Below are 15,471 nucleotides of genomic sequence, written 5' to 3' on the forward strand. Positions count from 1 at the left end.
CTGATGGAGGCCCCGGCTCTGCGCTCCGCTTGGCCGGGGTTTCAATCTCACCTGCCAGCGCCGCCTGCGCCACTTCCAGATCACGCGTCATCTCTCCACAGCTTCGCACCAGCCTGGCCGTGTCCGGCCCCAGATTGAACAGCGCGTCGACGATGGAGAGATTGGGCAGGAAGGCCTTGCCTTGCGTGTATTGCGGCGGTGTGAAGGCCTGCCAGTAATGGGTGACGCCCTGCGCTGAAAACCCCGCCTCATCCACATAGCTTGCCGCCCCAACATTGGAGATATAGGCGTCAGCGCCCGCGGCCTGACACAGCGAGATCAACCGGTCCTGGCTCTCGCCCTCATGGACCAGCTCCGCGCTATCAAGGATCTGCGCCTCAAGCTCCAGCACCGCGCAAAAGTGCCGGATTAGCGCGCAATTGAGGTCTGAGAGATTGGCGTAGTCCGCTTCGATCAAGGCTTCGATGGCCGGGAAGTACGCCTCAAAGTGAGGCCGCTTGCCATAGACCTGTTTCAGCGTCGTCAGATGCTTCTTGCGCCAGGGTTCGCCTGCGATTTCGGTCTGTCGGATCGTTCGGCTGAGATCGCCGGATTTTCTGACCGGCACCGACAGGAAGATCGCCTCCTTGCCATTGCGCACCCGGTTTCTTTGCTGCCAGCTATGACGCTGGAACTGCACGTCCGGCAGCAAGACGAACACATCGCTGAGGGCGATCTTGTTAAACAGGATCAGCCCCGGCAGGTAGACCGGCTGGTGGGCGCTCAATATCCGCAATGGACGGCCTTTCCCCTCAATGGTGCGCAGCTTGGGCTAAACTTAACGATTGAGGCGTTTTGTTACCCTTAAGCCCGGCGGTGATTCGTCATCGCTGACGCCCCAGCCTGAGGGAAGCGCCATGAGTGTCCAGTTCTGCAAGACCTGTTTTTATCCCAGCTCGTCAGCGGCGCCGCTGACCTTTGATGAAAAGGGAATGTGCTCGGGCTGCCGTGTGGCGGGCCAGACGGTGGACATCGACTGGGACGAGCGCTGGACGATGCTCGAAGAGCTGGTGGCAGATTACCGCAATCCTAAAGGTTATGACTGCGTCATCCCCGTGGGCGGCGGCAAGGACAGCTTTTACCAGACCCATCTGGCGGTCAAAAAGCTGGGCCTGCGTCCGCTTCTGGTCACCTATCACGGCAACAATTTCCTGCCCGAGGGCGAGTATAATCTCCAGCTGATGCGCGAGGCGTTCGACGCCGATCACATCATCTATCGCCCCGGCCTTGAGACCCTGATCAAGATGAACCTTTTAGGGTTCAAGCTGCATGGCGACATGAACTGGCACAACCATGCCGGCATCAAGACCTACCCGATTAAACAGGCCGTTCTGCATGACATTCCCTTGATGTTGTGGGGTGATCATGGCTGGGTGGATCTGGGGGGCATGTTCTCGTATTCGGACTTCCCCGAATTCACCGCCAAGACCCGCAAGGAGCATGACCTGCACGGGCTGGACTGGGATGATTTCACCGATGAGGGGCTGGAGCGTCATGGCCGCCCGGACCTTAAAATGGGCCTGACCGAGAAAGAGCTCTCTTTCGCCATGTACCCGTCCGACGAGGAGATCGACCGGGTCGGCGTGCGCGGCGTGTATCTGGGCTTTTACGAGAAATGGAACGGCAACAAATGCGCCGCCGTGGCCGAGGAAGAGTACGGCTGGAAGAAAGCCGAATACCCGTTCGAGCGCACCTATCGAAAGATCTCCAATCTCGACGACATGCACGAGAACGGAATTCACGACTATCTCAAATTCATCAAGTTCGGCTATGGCCGCGCCACCGATCACGCCAGCCAGGACGTGCGTCTGGGAGTGATGGATTACAAGACCGGGCTCGAAATGGTCAAAAAGCATGACCACGTCAAACCGCGCCGCGATCTTGAGCGCTGGCTCAAATATGTGGACATGACCGAGGCCGAGTTCGACCAGATCTGCGACACCTTCCGCGATCCGCGCGTCTGGCGCATCGAGAACGACCAATGGGTCAAGGATGACGTCTGGGGCGGATCGTCGAGCTATGGCCCGGTCTATCTTGATAAAAACGATCCGCGCCGCGAGCAGTATCTGGTCAAGGGCAAGCAAGTATGAGCCGGACGACCACAGCCGAATTCACGACCTTCGCCGATGTGAACATGCGCGGCCGGGGCCGACCCATCGTGCTGGCGGGCGCGGGCAATATCGCCGACAAGACCCTGCGCCGGATCAAGGGCGTGACCGGGATCGTCGACAACAATCCCAATCTTGCAGGCGAAACTCAGGCCGGGCTGACCATTGCGCGCCCAGACAGCCTGAAAGACGCCGCGCTCCGCCCGTTCGTGGTGATCTGCACGACGTCATTTGTGGAAGTCGGCGAGCAACTGGCGAGCTTTGGCCTTATCCCAGGTCAGGATTTTGTCGTCAGCCCGGTGCTCAATGATCTGCGCATCATCGCGGAGATGGAGAGCCTTCAAGAGACGGTGCTGTTCACCTGCGGTCTGCCGCCTCTGGAGGACCCCGAAGCCGGCGGCGGGCTTTACGAGCTTCAGATCTCCGGCGCGAAACACAGCTTCCGCAAGGTCTTCAAGGGCAATTTTCATGGCCTGCGCCCCCATGGCGAGCACTTCATCGCCATTGATGACGAGCGCGGCCTGATCATTTTTGACCGCGACTACAATATCCTGAAAAGCTTCGCCCTGCCCCAGGGCGCGCGCTGTCACGGGGTGAGCTGGTCCGAGGAGAAGCGGCAGTATTTTATCGCCTGCTCCTATCTCGACGCGATCCTCGTCTATTCCGAACTGGGCGAGGAGGTCGACCGCATACCGATCAGCCCCAAACAGGCGCGTACAGGATCGGCGCAGCATCATTGCAACGACATTCTGGTGCTGGGCGACAGCGTCTACCTGTCGATGTTCTCCGCCACTGGAAACTGGAAACGCGACGTGTTTGACGGCGTTGTGCTGGAATATGACCTGGCGGACAGAAGCTGGGTCGGACCCGTGATTTCAGACCTGTGGATGCCGCATTCCATCGACTTTGTGGACGGCTCGCTGGTGGTGCTTGATTCCCTGCGCGGGCGCCTTCTGAAGAACAACGCCCAGAGCGTGGGGCAGTTTCCGGGCTTCGCTCGCGGCCTCGCCCATGACGGCGCGCGCTTCTTCATCGGCCAGAGCCGGAACCGCAATTATTCCGCCGCCATGGGCGTCAGCCAGAACATCGCCATCGACACCGCCATCACCGTGTTTGATGAGCACACCAAGGTGTCCAAGAGCTTCCACCTGCCCTCCACGGTGTCGGAGATTCACGGCATTGCGCTCAACACGAAGCGCTGATCATGAAGATCGCGGTCATCCCGGCGCGCGGCGGCTCCAAACGGATCCCGCGCAAGAATGTGCGCCCTTTTCACGGCCAACCCATGATCAGCTGGCCGATCGCGGCGGCTCTGGAAACGGGCCTGTTTGATCATGTGATCGTCAGCACCGATGACGATGAAATCGCGCAAGTCGCGGAGGCAGCCGGCGCAACGGCGCCCTTCCGCCGCCCGCCAGAGCTGGCGGATGATTTCACCGGCGTCATCCCCGTCATCGCCCACGCCATGCAAGAGATGCAGCGGATCACGGGCCAGAGCGCCGAGCTTGTCTGCGCCATTTACGCCACCGCGCCCTTCCTCAGCGCCGCCGACATCACGCGCGGCCATGACGCCCTGATCGAGGCCCCGCAGCAGGAGTATGCGATCTCGGTGACGCCCTTCGCGTTTCCCGTGCAGCGCGCGCTGAAAGCCGTTCACAGTGAATCCGGGCCCGGCCTGGCGCCGATGTATCCAGAATTCATCGGCTCAAGATCGCAGGATCTGGAAGAGGCGTTTCACGATGCTGCGCAGTTTTTCTGGTGTCGACCCAATGCTTTAAAAGAGGAGGCTCCGGTCTTCTCCCCCCGCGCCATACCCATAATGATCGCGCCTGAACGCGTTCAGGATATCGATACCCCATATGACTGGGACCGCGCCGAGCTTATGTTCGCAGCACTGCGCAAGGATGACGGGCGGAACGCGCAGCGTTAGAGTGCGTGTAAACAGGACGGCAACCGGGTGCTGGGGGGCGCCCGAACGATACAGAACACAAAACAGGGAAAACACCCGACATGCGTTTTGAAGGCACGAAGGATTACGTGGCCACCGACGAGTTGGCCGCCGCGGTGAACGCCGCCATCATTCTCGAACGTCCGCTGCTGGTGAAGGGCGAGCCCGGCACCGGCAAGACCGAGCTGGCGCGCCAGGTCGCGACCTCTCTGGGGGCGCCGCTGATCGAGTGGCACATCAAGTCCACCACCAAGGCGCATCAGGGGCTGTATGAATACGACGCCGTGGCGCGCCTGCGCGATTCCCAGCTGGGCAATGACAAGGTCAACGACGTCAAAAACTATATCCGCAAGGGCAAGCTGTGGGAGGCGTTCGACGCCGATGTGCGCCCTGTCCTGCTGATCGACGAGATCGACAAGGCCGATATCGAATTCCCCAACGACCTCCTGCAAGAGCTCGACCGGATGGAGTTCTATGTCTACGAGACGGGCGAGACGATCAAAGCCGAACAACGCCCGATCGTGATCATCTCGTCGAACAATGAAAAAGAACTGCCGGACGCCTTCCTGCGCCGCTGCTTCTTCCACTTCATCGCCTTCCCCGACGAGGAAACGATGGAGCAGATCGTCAATGTCCACTTCCCCGGCATCAAATCCGAGCTGCTGGCCGAAGCGCTGGAGATGTTCTTTGAGGTGCGCAGCGCGCCGGGCCTGAAGAAGAAGCCCTCCACCTCCGAGCTGCTGGACTGGCTGAAGCTCCTTTTGGCTGAAGACATCGATCCCGCCATCCTGCGCGAGCGCGACACCCGCAAGCTGATCCCGCCGCTGCACGGCGCGCTTTTGAAGAACGAGCAGGATGTTCAGCTGTTTGAACGCCTCGCCTTCATGACCCGGAGAGAAGGCTAGGAGCCGAGCGCATGGCCCTTTTCCATCGCTTCTTCACCGATCTGCGCGCGGCGAAAATCCCGGTGTCCACCCGGGAATACCTCACCCTGCTTGAAGCCCTGAAAAAGGGCGCGATCGAGCAGGAGGTGGACAGCTTCTATGCCGTCAGCCGCGCGGCGCTGGTCAAGGACGAGCGCAATTTTGACAAGTTCGACAAGGTCTTCGCTCATCATTTCGAAGGCATTGAAGCGCTTGGCGATCTGTTCAAATCCGACGAGGTTCCCGAAGACTGGCTGAAAGCCCAGATGCAGCGTCATCTCACCAAGGAGGAGATGGAGGCGCTGCAGGAGATGGATTTCGACCAGCTCATGAAGACGCTGCAGGACCGGCTCAAAGAGCAGGAAAAGCGCCATGAGGGCGGCAATAAATGGATCGGCACAGGCGGCACCAGCCCCTATGGCAATTCAGGCTGGAGCCCGAATGGCGTCCGCATTGGCGGCAAGTCGAAGAACAAGAAAGCCAGCAAGGTCTGGGAGAACCGCCGCTTTAAGGATCTTGATTCAGAACGCGAGCTGGGCACCCGAAACCTGAAGGTCGCGCTGCGTCGTCTGCGCCAGTTCGCCCGTGACGGGGCGGAAGAAGAGCTTGATCTCGACGGCACCATCCGCGCCACCGCCAACAAGGGCTATCTGGACGTCCAGATGCGCCCCGAGCGCCGCAACGCGGTGAAGGTCCTGGTGTTCTTTGATGTGGGCGGGTCCATGGACCCCTATATCGATCTGACCGAGCGCCTGTTCTCGGCCGCGCGGGGCGTGTTCAAGAATCTTGAGTATTTCTACTTCCACAACTGCATCTATGAAGGCGTGTGGAAGTCCAATCTGCGCCGCCGCACCGAGACCCAGTCCATGTGGGACGTGCTGCACAAATACCCCAGCGACTACAAGGTGGTGATCGTGGGCGACGCGGCCATGTCCCCCTCCGAGATCACCCATCCCGGCGGCTCGGTCGAGCACTGGAACGAGGAAGCCGGCGGGGTCTGGCTGCGGCGTTTGAAAGAAACCTATCCGCATCTGGTCTGGCTGAACCCGACGCCCGAGGGCTGGTGGCCGCACACCTATTCGGTGCAGCTGGTGCGCGAGATCATCGGCGAGGAGCGCATGTTCTCCCTGACCCTGACAGGCGTGGACAAGGCGATGAAGGAACTGGCCAAGCGGCGCTAAACGCTCGTGGCTGAGTATGAAAAAAGGGCGGCCGAAGGGGCGCCCTTTTGTCTTGGACTTCTCAGCCTGCGCTACTCCGGGTCGCCATGGACCGCGGCCTGGCCGTGCTCGATGCCCAGCGCGCTCTCCACCCGGCGCACCCAGCCGTTCACGGCGGGAAACTCTGACAGATCAAACCCGCCCTCATCGGCGACGCGCGTATAGGCGACCAGCGCGATGTCGGCGGCAGTCATGTCTTCGCCGACCATGAAGCTTTGCGACAGCAGATTCATCTCCATCACCCCCAGGGCGCGGCGTCCCTTGGCGTAGAGGTCCGGGTCGAGATCCGCCTCGCTCGCGCCCTTGAAGCGCAAGGCGCTGCGGCGTACGGCGATATAGGGTTCATGAGAATATTGCTCCCAGAACAGCCATTGCATCATCACCGCGCGCTGGAACGGGTCGGACGGGATCAGGTCCGTGCCTTCAAGAAGGTACAACAAGATCGCATTGGACTGGGCCAGCGTGCGCCCGTCCGCCATGCGCAGGACCGGAACCTGACCTGCAGGATTCAGCGCCAGGAACGAGTCGCTGCGGGTCTCGCCGCCGAAGATGTCCACTTCCACCCAGTCATGAGGCGCCTGTGCGACTTTCGCCGCCCAAAGGGTCTTCAGACAATTGCCGCTTTCGATATTGCCGTAGAGGGTGACGGGCTGCATAGCGCTCTCCTGCAAACTTTCAGCGAGTTTTAGCTGCACCCGGCCGCGATGCAATGCGAGACAGGGGTTTGGAGCCGGGAAACTTCAGCCTATAACGCCGCCATGTCATCTAAAACGCCTGACCATTTTGATCTCGAAGATCTCAACGCTCGCACGGCTCCAGAGGCCTGCGAGACCATGGCGGACGTGCGCGATGGCGTGGACCGGATGGATCGCGCCCTTGTCGCGCTGATCACCGAACGCACGCGCTATATGCAAGCCGCCGCACGCATCAAGCCCAGCCGGGATGTGGTGCGCGATGAAGCGCGGATTGAGGATGTTGTGAGCAAGGTGCTCAAGAGCGCCGAAACCACAGGCCTGCCCGCCACGATCGCCGAGCCGGTCTGGCGTGAGCTGGTCGAGCAATCCATCGCTTACGAATTCAGGGTCTGGGACAAGACGCGCTAGCCGCGCACCGCCGCCATGGCGTCTCGCGCCCGTTCGGACGCCGTCTTCACCGCCTGCAGCGCTTCAGCATCGGGATAGCACGCCTCCGCCTTGGCGCAGGCCTCACCCAGCTCCATCGCGCCAACGCCGCGCGCGGCGCCCTTCAGGGTGTGGACCGCCGTGCGCCAGTCTTCATCAGACCGCGCGGCTTTCATCAGGCTGATGCAGGCGTCGATCTGATCGGACAACAATCCGAACAATTCTGTCTCCAGCGCCGCATCGCCAGCGGTGTACTGCTCCAGATGATCTCGGTCCAAAACGGGCGCGCTCATGGGCGTCAAAGCCTCCGTATCTCGAAGCCCCCAGCCTTAGAGCCCGCACCTTAACAGACCTTCACGCAGCCAGGCGACTTGTCCGTATGCTTAAGGAGACGTAGGGCTTGGCCTCAGACCTACCAGCCCCAACAATGCAGGGACGCAACGACTCCATGATGCTGTCAGACGTGATCGGGCTCACAGGCGTCGCCTGCGTGCTCTCCGCCTTCTTCCTCCTTCAGATCGAGAAAGTCCGCAGCGACGGGTTGGGCTATTTGCTGCTTAATCTGTGCGGCGCCTTGCTCTTGCTCGTCTCCTTGATGGTGACGTTCAATCTGGCGAGCTTCGTTATTGAAATATGCTGGCTTTCCATCTCGCTGTTCGGTCTGGCGAAATGGGTGATCCGTCGCCGCAAGGCGCGATCAGACGCTTGACCGTTAAGGCCTAAAGCGTTCAACTCGGACCATGAGCTTGCTAGACACATACAAGGCCCGTCTGGGCCAATCGCATTCGTCGGACTGGTTTGAGGTCACCCAGGATCAGGTCAACACCTTCGCGGACGTGACCCTGGATCACCAGTTCATCCATGTAGACCCTGAGCGCGCGAAAAACGAAAGCCCGTTCGGCGGCCCGATCGCCCACGGCTTTCTGACGCTGTCCATGCTCAGCCATTTCGCCGAGAAAGCCCTGCCGGCCTTCGAGTCGGGCGTGATCGGCATCAATTACGGCTTTGAGAAAGTGCGCTTTCTGACGCCGGTGCGTGTAGGATCAAAGATCCGCGGCACGTTCACTCTGGCCAATGTCATTGAACGCAAACCCGGCCAGCTTCAGCTGACCCAGGACGCCGTTGTAGAGATCGAGGGCTCTGACAGCCCGGCGCTGATCGCCCAATGGCTCAGCCTGGTGGTGGAAGGCTAGACGCCTTTTCAGCGAAAGTGGGAACCGGTTTCGCGGTTCGAAAAGGCGCCCAAGAATGCCCTAGAGCCGATTTGGTCGATCAAAGTCGACCGAAACGGCTCTAGCGCTCGAACGCCTGCCCCACTTCATCGAGTTGCGCTTCCAGCTTGTCGAGAAGGCTCATGAGCTGGTCGCGCTCTTCGTCTGAGAACGCAGCGAGTAGTTTTTGCTCGTAATCGAGCGCCAGGGGCGCCACGTCCGCGTAAATCGCCCGGCCTTCCGCCGTCAGTGAGACGTCGCTGGCGCGCCGGTCCTGCGCATTGCGAATACGAGTCACCAGGCCGCGTTCATCCAGAGCGCGGATCGCCCGGCTGACGCTGACCTTGTCCATGGCGGTGGCTTCACACACCGCTTGCGCGGTCAGAGCCGCGCCCTCGCCCAGCACCGCAATCACCCGCCATTCCCAGATCGTCAGTCCGAACCGGGCCTGATACGCCTTGGCGATCAGGCTGGACGCCTTGTTGGACGTCACCGACAGGCGATAAGGCACATAGGAGGGCAGGCGAAGGCTTCCGCCCTCGCCTGCATCCAAGGGTTTACGGGCGTCGTCGGCCAAAATTACTCGGCCGCCGGCTCGGTCTTGATCACGCCGCGGCGGATCTGATCAAGCTCGATGGATTCAAACAGGGCTTTGAAATTGCCCTCGCCGAAGCCTTCATTGCCCTTGCGCTGGATGATCTCGAAGAAGATCGGTCCGATATTGGTGGTGGTGAAGATCTGCAGCAGCAGGCCGTCGCCGGTTTCGGGATTGCCGTCCACCAGGATGTTGTTCTTCTTCAGACGCTCGAGATCTTCGCCATGGTTCGGCACGCGCTCATCGACCAGCTCGTAATAGGTCTCTGGCGTGCCCTGGAAGACGACGCCGTTCTTGCGCAGTTGCTCGACCGTCTCATAGATGTCCGGCGTGGTCAGGGCGATGTGCTGGATGCCTTCGCCATTATACTCACGCAGATATTCAGAGATCTGGGACTGATCATCCGAGCTTTCGTTCAGCGGGATTTTCAGCTTGCCGCACGGGCCGGTCATGGCGCGTGACAGAAGGCCGGTGTGCTGGCCCTTGATGTCGAAATAGCGGATTTCGCGGAAGTTGAAGACGTTCTCGTAAAAGCTCGCCCACTTGTTCATATTGCCGTTGATGACGTTGTGGGTCAGGTGATCGAGCACCTCAAGGCCCACGCCGCCCTTATCTTCGGCGCCTGCGATCGGCTCGAACAGATCATCATAGATCGTCTTGTCGCCATACGTGTCGACCAGATAAAGCGCCGAACCGCCAATGCCCTTGATGGCCGGGATCTCGTCGGTCCAGACGCCGTCGCCGAACGGTTCGGCGCCGCGCGCGATAGCGTCAGCATAGGCCGCCTTGGCGTCTTTGACCCGGAAAGCCATGGCGTTGGCGCTGGGGCCGTGTTCCTTGCGGAAGTCCGCCGCCTGGCCGGTTTCTTCCTTGTTCACCAGGAAGCTGATGTCACCTTGCTTGTAGCGGGTGATGTTCTTGGTCTTGTGCTTGGCGACAGCGGTGAAGCCGAGGCTCTTAAACAGCGCCTCGATTTTTTCCGGTTCCGGGCTCGTATACTCGACGAACTCAAAGCCGTCGGTGCCCAACGGGTTCTCAAACAGATCGGCCATGGGGGCGCTCCCTTAAATCAATCGTGATGCGCCGGCGGGCTTGATCAGCCGCTCTCCGGCGCGCATCGTCGTGTGGCGGAAGATAGTATCATTTGCAACTAAATTCACCCCCAATCTCAGCAGCCCCGCCTCAAACTCCGGAGAAATGTTTCATGAAACTCGTCCTGCACGGCTATTTTCGCTCCGGCACCAGCTATCGCACGCGTCTGGCGCTGAACTGGAAAGGCGTTGAGTATCAGTATGTCGCGGTGAACCTGGCCACGGGTGAGCAGCATTCAGACGCCTATAAATCGCTCAACCCCCAAGGCCTGGTCCCGGCGCTGGAAGTGGACGGACAGGTGCTGACCCAGTCCGTTTCGATCCTGGAATGGATTGAAGAGACCTTCCCCGAGCGGCCTTTGCTGCCTACCGCCCCCATTGAGCGCGCCCGCGTACGCGCCTTCGCGGCGGCCATCGGCTGTGACATTCATCCGCTGCAAAACCTGCGCATCCTGAAAAAGGCGCGCGAGTTGTCCGGCGATGACGCCGAGGCCGGCCCCGCCTGGGCGCGTCACTGGATCAGCGTGGGCTTTGATGCGCTGGAACAGCTGGCTGATCAGGCCGATGGCCAGAACGGCTTCGTTTTCGGCGACGGACCGACGCTGGCGGAGATTTACCTGCTGCCGCAAATGTTCAATGCGCGCCGGTTCGGCGTTGATCTGACACCCTATCCGCGACTGGTCGCAGCGGATGAAGCGGCGCGCGCGCTGCCCGAATTTGAACGCGCGGCGCCTGAAAACCAGCCCGACGCCGTCTAGTCGGTTTCGCGTTTGAACCAGTCTCCGCTGGGGATCAGGCGAGCGGTCTCAACGCCCAGCACCCAGATATAGACCCAAGCGTCCCGGTCCGGCTCGATGAGCCGGACCTTTTTTCGCACATACCGCGAGCGCGCCGGGTCTTCGGGCCAGTAATCCTCGAACGCATCCACCTTCGGCATGACCGAGGCGTCACGCACTTCAAAGAGTTCGCCGACCACCGAGCCCGCCCCGTCGACCAGCCCCGGATAGGCGCCCAGATCATAAAGCTGGCCGCGCAAGGTGCAGGGGCCGAGCGGGGCGAAGGCGTTTTCAAGCCCGAAGCGCGCAAAGCCGCTTTCTCCAGCCCGGAGCAGACCATAAACGGCGAACGCGTCGCCCGTTTGAACCTGCATCAGGCCTTGACCTTCATGATGGGCTGGAGCTGGCCATAGCTGAGGCTGCGCCACAGCCATTCAAACGGACCGAAGCGGAACACCTGCAGCCAGAGGACGGACACGATCAGCTGCACCGCCCAGATGACGACCACCAGCTGCGCCTGCTGAATACGCTCCAGCTCGCCGAACAGGCCAAGGCCAATTCCGCCCACGGTCAGGAACACCATCACGATCGACTGCGTGAGATAATTGGTAAACGCCATGCGCCCGGCCGCCGCGAACGGCGCGCGGATCAGCTTCAACCAGGGCGCCTTGCACGCCAGGTTGATCAACGCGGCATAGCCCAGGCTCACCAGAAGACTGCCGCCGTAATTTGTGGCGGTGTGAATCCACATCGTGTCCAGAGAAAAATCATGGTCGATGGCCACCTGACCGCCCCAGGCCACGATGGGCAAGCCGACGCCCAGCCCAACCGCTGCGGCGATGACGTAATGACGCACGCTCCAACGGCCCAGCAGAAAGCCGAGTTTATACAGCGCCATACCGAGCAGCATTACGCCGACGATCCGACCGCCGAAGAAAGCAAACATCAGGATATTGCCCAAGCCATTCAGGGCATTGGGAATACGGCTGGGCAAATAACCGCTCTGATAGGTGTTCACCAGCTCCGCCAGCTGCTCATCACTATACGCTATGCCCACATCCGTCGGGCCCATATCGGCCGGCAAAAGGGTGAAACTGGCGAAGATGGCGACCATCAGCAGCCCCGACAGGGCCACCCAGAACAGGCCCCAGCCGATCAGCTTGCCTGGCGACATGCGCCGGAAGAACACGATGATGAAGCCACCGATCGCATAAGTGACCAGGATGTCTCCAAACCACAGGCCGAACATGTGAATGAGGCCGATCACCAACAGCCAGGTCATGCGGGAGAAGTGCAGCTTGCGCGGAGCGTCTGGCTCTTCGCCCACCATCAGCAACATGCCGGCGCCGAACAGCGCGGAGAAAATGGTGATGAACTTCATCTCGAAAAAGACGTGCGAGATGTACCAGACCGTCAGATTGGCTCCGGTCAGATCCATGTGCGCCGGCGGGTACGCATAGGCGTTGGACGCCATGGTGAAAGCCTGCACATTCATCATCAGAATGCCCAGCACGGCGACCCCGCGCAGAACATCAAGGCTTTCAAAGCGATCCTTCGCGGCCACTGGCGCGGTATGCAGGCTCATGATGGTCCCCCAGTCCTGACAGCCCCCAATCTTAACAGGGCTTGAGTATTTGACAGGCTCGCCGCATTTCAGAAGCGGCGCAAGACTGTTATCAGTCCAGAGCCATCTAAACTTACCAAGAGTTCATGAAATTTCAGCGCAACCGACCTTGTCTCGGTCTCGCGTCAGGCGCATAAAAATTCTCGTTCGTCTTGCGCCAAGGCCCGTTATGTCGCTGCTCATCGATATCGCCCACATGATCCTCGCCGCCACCCTGTCCTTTCTGGGACTGGGGTATGAGCGCGAAGACGCTGCGCACGCCATCCAACTCGCTCCGCATCAGGTCGAGACCTTGTCCGGCGGCGCCTTGCTGACTCCGGCCACGTTTTCAGTGTCCGCTCAGAATACGCAATCGCTGTGCGCGCCGTCTCTGGTGATCGCACCGGCGGAGAGCGCGCCCGGCGCGCTTCCGGCGCACTCTACTCCGCAAATCATTATTCTTAACGATTGCGAAACCCTGTCTTTGCGGCGTGCGCTTCCCGCTCTTTGATCGACTCACACTCTGGCGTTACACACTAGGTCTGAACAAACAGGCCTGCAGTGCCGCGTGATTCTGTTAGGATAGTCGTTTCACGGCGATATCCGAACTGGATCAGCGCCAAACCAGACGAGACGTCATGGCTGCCAAGGATACAAAAGACGCTGAAAAGATTGAGGAAAGCGTGATCGCCGAACCGGCGGGCGGTGCGCTGGAAGCGATCCGCTCAACATCCCTCGCGCCTCAGATGACCGCGCCGCCTCCCAAAACAGAAGGCGGCGGCTGGCTGGCCTTTGGCGGGGCCGCGTTCGGGTTGTTGTGGTTTGGCGGCGCGGCGGCCTATCTCGCCGGATACACCGACCTGACAGCCCTGAGCCCTGCACAATTGGCGGGCCTGTCAGTCTTCGCGGCCGCTCCGGCGTTGCTGTTCGTGCTGGCGGGCCTTCTGGGACGTGAAGTGTCCCGCGCCGGCTCTCGCGCCCGCCATCTGGATGCGGCGGTCCTGCGCCTCGCCACGCCTACCGAACACGCCGAGGAAGACGCCTCGCGTCTGGCCGATGCGATCACCATGCAGGTCGATCGCGTCAACAAGGCGATGGAGAGCGCGCTGGCGCGGCTTGCGGCCATGGAAGAGGTGATCACCCACCATGCCGAAAGTCTGGAAGACGGCTCCAGCCGCGCCAAAGAGCGCGCCGAGCAGCTGACCCGCGCCCTGCGTGACGAACGCCTGCGCCTTAATGACGTGTCTGAAGGCCTCGATGACAAGGCGGCCATGATCGCCGCCGCCATACAGGACCAGTCCAAAATGGTCGCCGCCGCCGCCGAGCTGGCTGACGCCAAGGCGTCAGAGGGCGAACGCCTGATCCGGTCGGGCGCCGAGCGCCTGAGCGCCGCCGGCCAGGCCGCCGAAGAAGCCGGCGATCGGGTCGCCCTGTCGCTGGACGCGCGCGCCACCGAGCTGCGCGACTTCTCCGATATGCTGCGCAATCGCACCGACGGGCTGGAAGACGCCTATGTCAAACACCGCGACCGTCTGCAGGACGTGACTGAAACCCTGCGCAAGGAACAAGAGAAGATCGGCGCCGCGCTCGACTTCCACAAAGCCGAGCTGGAAACCATGACGCGCAAGGCGCGCGACGGGGCTGAAATCCTTGAAAGCACCGCCAAGAATTCCGGCGAAGTCTTCCTGGACGCCGTGGACAAGGCGTTGGGACAGGCCAAGGATTTGGCCAACTCCCTGTCTGAACGCAGCGAAGAAGCCGCCCGCGCCCAGGAACGTGCGCTCGACCGGATGCGCGACGCCGCCCGCGCCGCGCGCGAAGCCGCCGAGGAAGCCGGCGAGAGCCTGAAAAAACAGGCCGACGATGCTGAAGCCGCGCTGGAGCGGGTCAGCGAAAGCGGATTTGACGTGGCCCGCCGCTCGGACGACGCCTTCCAGGCGCGTCTGCGTGAAGCGGAAGACCTGACCGTCCGCGCCGAAAAAGCCGCCGAAGAGGCCGCCGAGGCGGTGCGCAAGCAATTGTCTGAAACGCTCGACGCCGCGCGACGCGAAAGCCGCCGGATCGAGGATGAGCTGTCAGGCCTGCGCAGCAAGCTCGACGATGCGCCCGACGCTGCGCGCAACGCCGCCAAGGCCATGCAACGCACGCTGGAAGATGGCCTGACCCAGCTCAATGAGACGGCGCAGACCGCTTCTGATCAGGCGCGCGATATCGACGCCCTGTTCCAGTCGCGCATCCGTCAGAACTATGAATTGCTCAGCGACTTCATCCTGCGCATGGGGTCTGTCGCTGGCGGCCACAAACCGCTGGACCTCAACATCAACGAATTGCCTGACCCGCTGAGCGGACGACGCAAGGATGAGGACGGGCCCAAAAGCGAGAAACCGGCGCGCAAGCGTACGGAAATCGCAAGCCGTGACGCTGAAAGGCGCGCCTCGGAAAACCGTGATGACGGCGAACGTGACGAAGACTGGGAAGCCTCCAAGATTGAAGAGCGCAAAGCCGAACGGGCGCGCCGCAAGGATGAAGGCAAGCCCGATCTGAAGGCCGTCCGGCCTGGCCGCTCTGACGACGATGAAGACGAGGCGGCGCTGAATGGCGATGACGAGGACCCGGTGCGCGACAGCATCCGTGACGGCGTCGAGAAAGCCCGCAAGGAAGCCAGCTGGCGCTGGCGCGATCTTCTGGCCAACATGGATTCAGACGAGACGCCCTCCGCGAACAAGGACGACCCCAAGCGCAATCGCCGCAATCGCGACAGCTAGGCGCGCCAAAGCCCGAACAAAAAAGGCCGGCCTCAGATGGGCCGGCCTTTTTTCATACGGTCAGGTGCTCT

General features: G+C 61.2%; 18 protein-coding genes. 11 read left to right on the forward strand and 7 right to left on the reverse strand.

Annotation, left to right across the window (positions count from 1 at the left end; genetic code table 11):
• Positions 1–775, reverse strand: a 775-nt coding sequence (locus B3M53_RS12500; protein WP_286800496.1) for a WbqC family protein, incomplete at its 3' end; no start/stop codon positions are given.
• A gap of 121 nt (positions 776–896) precedes the next feature.
• Here B3M53_RS12500 and B3M53_RS12505 point away from each other — a divergent pair.
• The 5 genes from B3M53_RS12505 to B3M53_RS12525 all read left to right on the forward strand — a co-directional run bounded on the left by B3M53_RS12505 (position 897) and on the right by B3M53_RS12525 (position 6,199).
• On the forward strand, positions 897–2,129 hold the full coding sequence (locus B3M53_RS12505) for an N-acetyl sugar amidotransferase (RefSeq protein WP_273019315.1): 1,233 nt from the start codon (positions 897–899) through the stop codon (positions 2,127–2,129).
• Positions 2,126–3,349 carry a DUF4915 domain-containing protein gene (locus B3M53_RS12510; RefSeq protein WP_273019314.1) on the forward strand — a complete coding sequence of 408 codons (1,224 nt, stop codon included), beginning with the start codon at positions 2,126–2,128 and terminating at the stop codon, positions 3,347–3,349. The genes B3M53_RS12505 and B3M53_RS12510 overlap by 4 nt, the downstream gene beginning before the upstream one ends.
• 2 nt (positions 3,350–3,351) lie before the next feature.
• Entirely contained in the window at positions 3,352–4,077 is a 726-nt protein-coding gene (gene pseF, locus B3M53_RS12515) for a pseudaminic acid cytidylyltransferase (RefSeq protein ID WP_160092314.1), read from the forward strand.
• An 80-nt stretch (positions 4,078–4,157) separates the two neighbouring features.
• Positions 4,158–5,000, forward strand: a complete 843-nt coding sequence (locus B3M53_RS12520) for an AAA family ATPase (RefSeq protein ID WP_273019313.1) — start codon at positions 4,158–4,160, stop codon at positions 4,998–5,000.
• 11 nt (positions 5,001–5,011) lie between these two features.
• Complete coding sequence (locus B3M53_RS12525) at positions 5,012–6,199, forward strand: vWA domain-containing protein (RefSeq protein WP_273019312.1); 1,188 nt, start codon at positions 5,012–5,014, stop codon at positions 6,197–6,199.
• A gap of 71 nt (positions 6,200–6,270) precedes the next feature.
• Here B3M53_RS12525 and B3M53_RS12530 read toward each other — a convergent pair whose 3' ends face one another.
• A complete protein-coding gene (locus B3M53_RS12530) occupies positions 6,271–6,894 on the reverse strand; it encodes a glutathione S-transferase family protein (protein ID WP_160092317.1) in 624 nt (207 codons plus the stop codon).
• Between the two features lie 102 nt (positions 6,895–6,996).
• Here B3M53_RS12530 and B3M53_RS12535 point away from each other — a divergent pair, with 102 nt between their 5' ends.
• On the forward strand, positions 6,997–7,341 hold the full coding sequence (locus tag B3M53_RS12535; RefSeq protein WP_022700009.1) for a chorismate mutase: 345 nt from the start codon (positions 6,997–6,999) through the stop codon (positions 7,339–7,341).
• On the opposite strand, the gene B3M53_RS12540 is transcribed toward B3M53_RS12535, so the two are convergent.
• Positions 7,338–7,652 (reverse strand): Hpt domain-containing protein, encoded by a 315-nt coding sequence (locus tag B3M53_RS12540; RefSeq protein ID WP_273019311.1) that lies wholly within the window; start codon positions 7,650–7,652, stop codon positions 7,338–7,340. The two genes, B3M53_RS12535 and B3M53_RS12540, sit on opposite strands and share 4 nt — an antisense overlap.
• Before the next feature lie 155 nt (positions 7,653–7,807).
• On the opposite strand from B3M53_RS12540, the gene B3M53_RS12545 reads away from it, so the two are divergent.
• Both B3M53_RS12545 and B3M53_RS12550 read left to right on the forward strand, forming a co-directional pair.
• Positions 7,808–8,068: a CBU_0592 family membrane protein gene (locus B3M53_RS12545; RefSeq protein WP_028284487.1), complete on the forward strand. Its 261-nt coding sequence runs from the start codon at positions 7,808–7,810 to the stop codon at positions 8,066–8,068.
• Between the two features lie 31 nt (positions 8,069–8,099).
• Positions 8,100–8,552: a MaoC family dehydratase gene (locus B3M53_RS12550; protein WP_273019310.1), complete on the forward strand. Its 453-nt coding sequence runs from the start codon at positions 8,100–8,102 to the stop codon at positions 8,550–8,552.
• A 100-nt stretch (positions 8,553–8,652) separates the two neighbouring features.
• On the opposite strand, the gene B3M53_RS12555 is transcribed toward B3M53_RS12550, so the two are convergent.
• Both B3M53_RS12555 and hppD read right to left on the reverse strand, forming a co-directional pair.
• Positions 8,653–9,147: a MarR family winged helix-turn-helix transcriptional regulator gene (locus B3M53_RS12555; protein WP_022700013.1), complete on the reverse strand. Its 495-nt coding sequence runs from the start codon at positions 9,145–9,147 to the stop codon at positions 8,653–8,655.
• Positions 9,148–9,149: 2 nt separating this feature from the next.
• Positions 9,150–10,217, reverse strand: a complete 1,068-nt coding sequence (gene hppD / locus B3M53_RS12560) for a 4-hydroxyphenylpyruvate dioxygenase (RefSeq protein WP_273019309.1) — start codon at positions 10,215–10,217, stop codon at positions 9,150–9,152.
• 152 nt (positions 10,218–10,369) lie between these two features.
• Between hppD and maiA the strand changes: the two genes are divergently transcribed.
• On the forward strand, positions 10,370–11,014 hold the full coding sequence (maiA, locus tag B3M53_RS12565; RefSeq protein WP_273019308.1) for a maleylacetoacetate isomerase: 645 nt from the start codon (positions 10,370–10,372) through the stop codon (positions 11,012–11,014).
• Here maiA and B3M53_RS12570 read toward each other — a convergent pair.
• A complete protein-coding gene (locus B3M53_RS12570) occupies positions 11,011–11,406 on the reverse strand; it encodes a gamma-glutamylcyclotransferase family protein (RefSeq protein ID WP_022700016.1) in 396 nt (131 codons plus the stop codon). The two genes, maiA and B3M53_RS12570, sit on opposite strands and share 4 nt — an antisense overlap.
• Positions 11,406–12,617: a DUF418 domain-containing protein gene (locus B3M53_RS12575; protein WP_273019307.1), complete on the reverse strand. Its 1,212-nt coding sequence runs from the start codon at positions 12,615–12,617 to the stop codon at positions 11,406–11,408. The genes B3M53_RS12570 and B3M53_RS12575 overlap by 1 nt, the downstream gene beginning before the upstream one ends.
• Positions 12,618–12,825: 208 nt before the next feature.
• On the opposite strand from B3M53_RS12575, the gene B3M53_RS12580 reads away from it, so the two are divergent.
• Together B3M53_RS12580 and B3M53_RS12585 are read left to right on the forward strand one after the other, a co-directional pair.
• A complete protein-coding gene (locus tag B3M53_RS12580) occupies positions 12,826–13,146 on the forward strand; it encodes a hypothetical protein (RefSeq protein WP_022700018.1) in 321 nt (106 codons plus the stop codon).
• Positions 13,147–13,273: 127 nt separating this feature from the next.
• On the forward strand, positions 13,274–15,400 hold the full coding sequence (locus B3M53_RS12585) for a hypothetical protein (RefSeq protein WP_273019306.1): 2,127 nt from the start codon (positions 13,274–13,276) through the stop codon (positions 15,398–15,400).
• Positions 15,401–15,471 lie beyond the last annotated feature (71 nt).

This window comes from Oceanicaulis sp. UBA2681, from assembly GCF_002354675.1.
Classification (GTDB): domain Bacteria; phylum Pseudomonadota; class Alphaproteobacteria; order Caulobacterales; family Maricaulaceae; genus Oceanicaulis; species Oceanicaulis alexandrii.

Coding starts and splice junctions, on each gene's coding strand:
- B3M53_RS12505 (WP_273019315.1), top strand. CDS start 897: ATGAGTGTCCAGTTCTGCAAGACCTGTTTTTATCCCAGCTCGTCAGCG.
- B3M53_RS12510 (WP_273019314.1), top strand. CDS start 2,126: ATGAGCCGGACGACCACAGCCGAATTCACGACCTTCGCCGATGTGAAC.
- pseF (WP_160092314.1), top strand. CDS start 3,352: ATGAAGATCGCGGTCATCCCGGCGCGCGGCGGCTCCAAACGGATCCCG.
- B3M53_RS12520 (WP_273019313.1), top strand. CDS start 4,158: ATGCGTTTTGAAGGCACGAAGGATTACGTGGCCACCGACGAGTTGGCC.
- B3M53_RS12525 (WP_273019312.1), top strand. CDS start 5,012: ATGGCCCTTTTCCATCGCTTCTTCACCGATCTGCGCGCGGCGAAAATC.
- B3M53_RS12530 (WP_160092317.1), bottom strand. CDS start 6,894: ATGCAGCCCGTCACCCTCTACGGCAATATCGAAAGCGGCAATTGTCTG.
- B3M53_RS12535 (WP_022700009.1), top strand. CDS start 6,997: ATGTCATCTAAAACGCCTGACCATTTTGATCTCGAAGATCTCAACGCT.
- B3M53_RS12540 (WP_273019311.1), bottom strand. CDS start 7,652: ATGAGCGCGCCCGTTTTGGACCGAGATCATCTGGAGCAGTACACCGCT.
- B3M53_RS12545 (WP_028284487.1), top strand. CDS start 7,808: ATGATGCTGTCAGACGTGATCGGGCTCACAGGCGTCGCCTGCGTGCTC.
- B3M53_RS12550 (WP_273019310.1), top strand. CDS start 8,100: ATGAGCTTGCTAGACACATACAAGGCCCGTCTGGGCCAATCGCATTCG.
- hppD (WP_273019309.1), bottom strand. CDS start 10,217: ATGGCCGATCTGTTTGAGAACCCGTTGGGCACCGACGGCTTTGAGTTC.
- maiA (WP_273019308.1), top strand. CDS start 10,370: ATGAAACTCGTCCTGCACGGCTATTTTCGCTCCGGCACCAGCTATCGC.
- B3M53_RS12570 (WP_022700016.1), bottom strand. CDS start 11,406: ATGCAGGTTCAAACGGGCGACGCGTTCGCCGTTTATGGTCTGCTCCGG.
- B3M53_RS12575 (WP_273019307.1), bottom strand. CDS start 12,617: ATGAGCCTGCATACCGCGCCAGTGGCCGCGAAGGATCGCTTTGAAAGC.
- B3M53_RS12580 (WP_022700018.1), top strand. CDS start 12,826: ATGTCGCTGCTCATCGATATCGCCCACATGATCCTCGCCGCCACCCTG.
- B3M53_RS12585 (WP_273019306.1), top strand. CDS start 13,274: ATGGCTGCCAAGGATACAAAAGACGCTGAAAAGATTGAGGAAAGCGTG.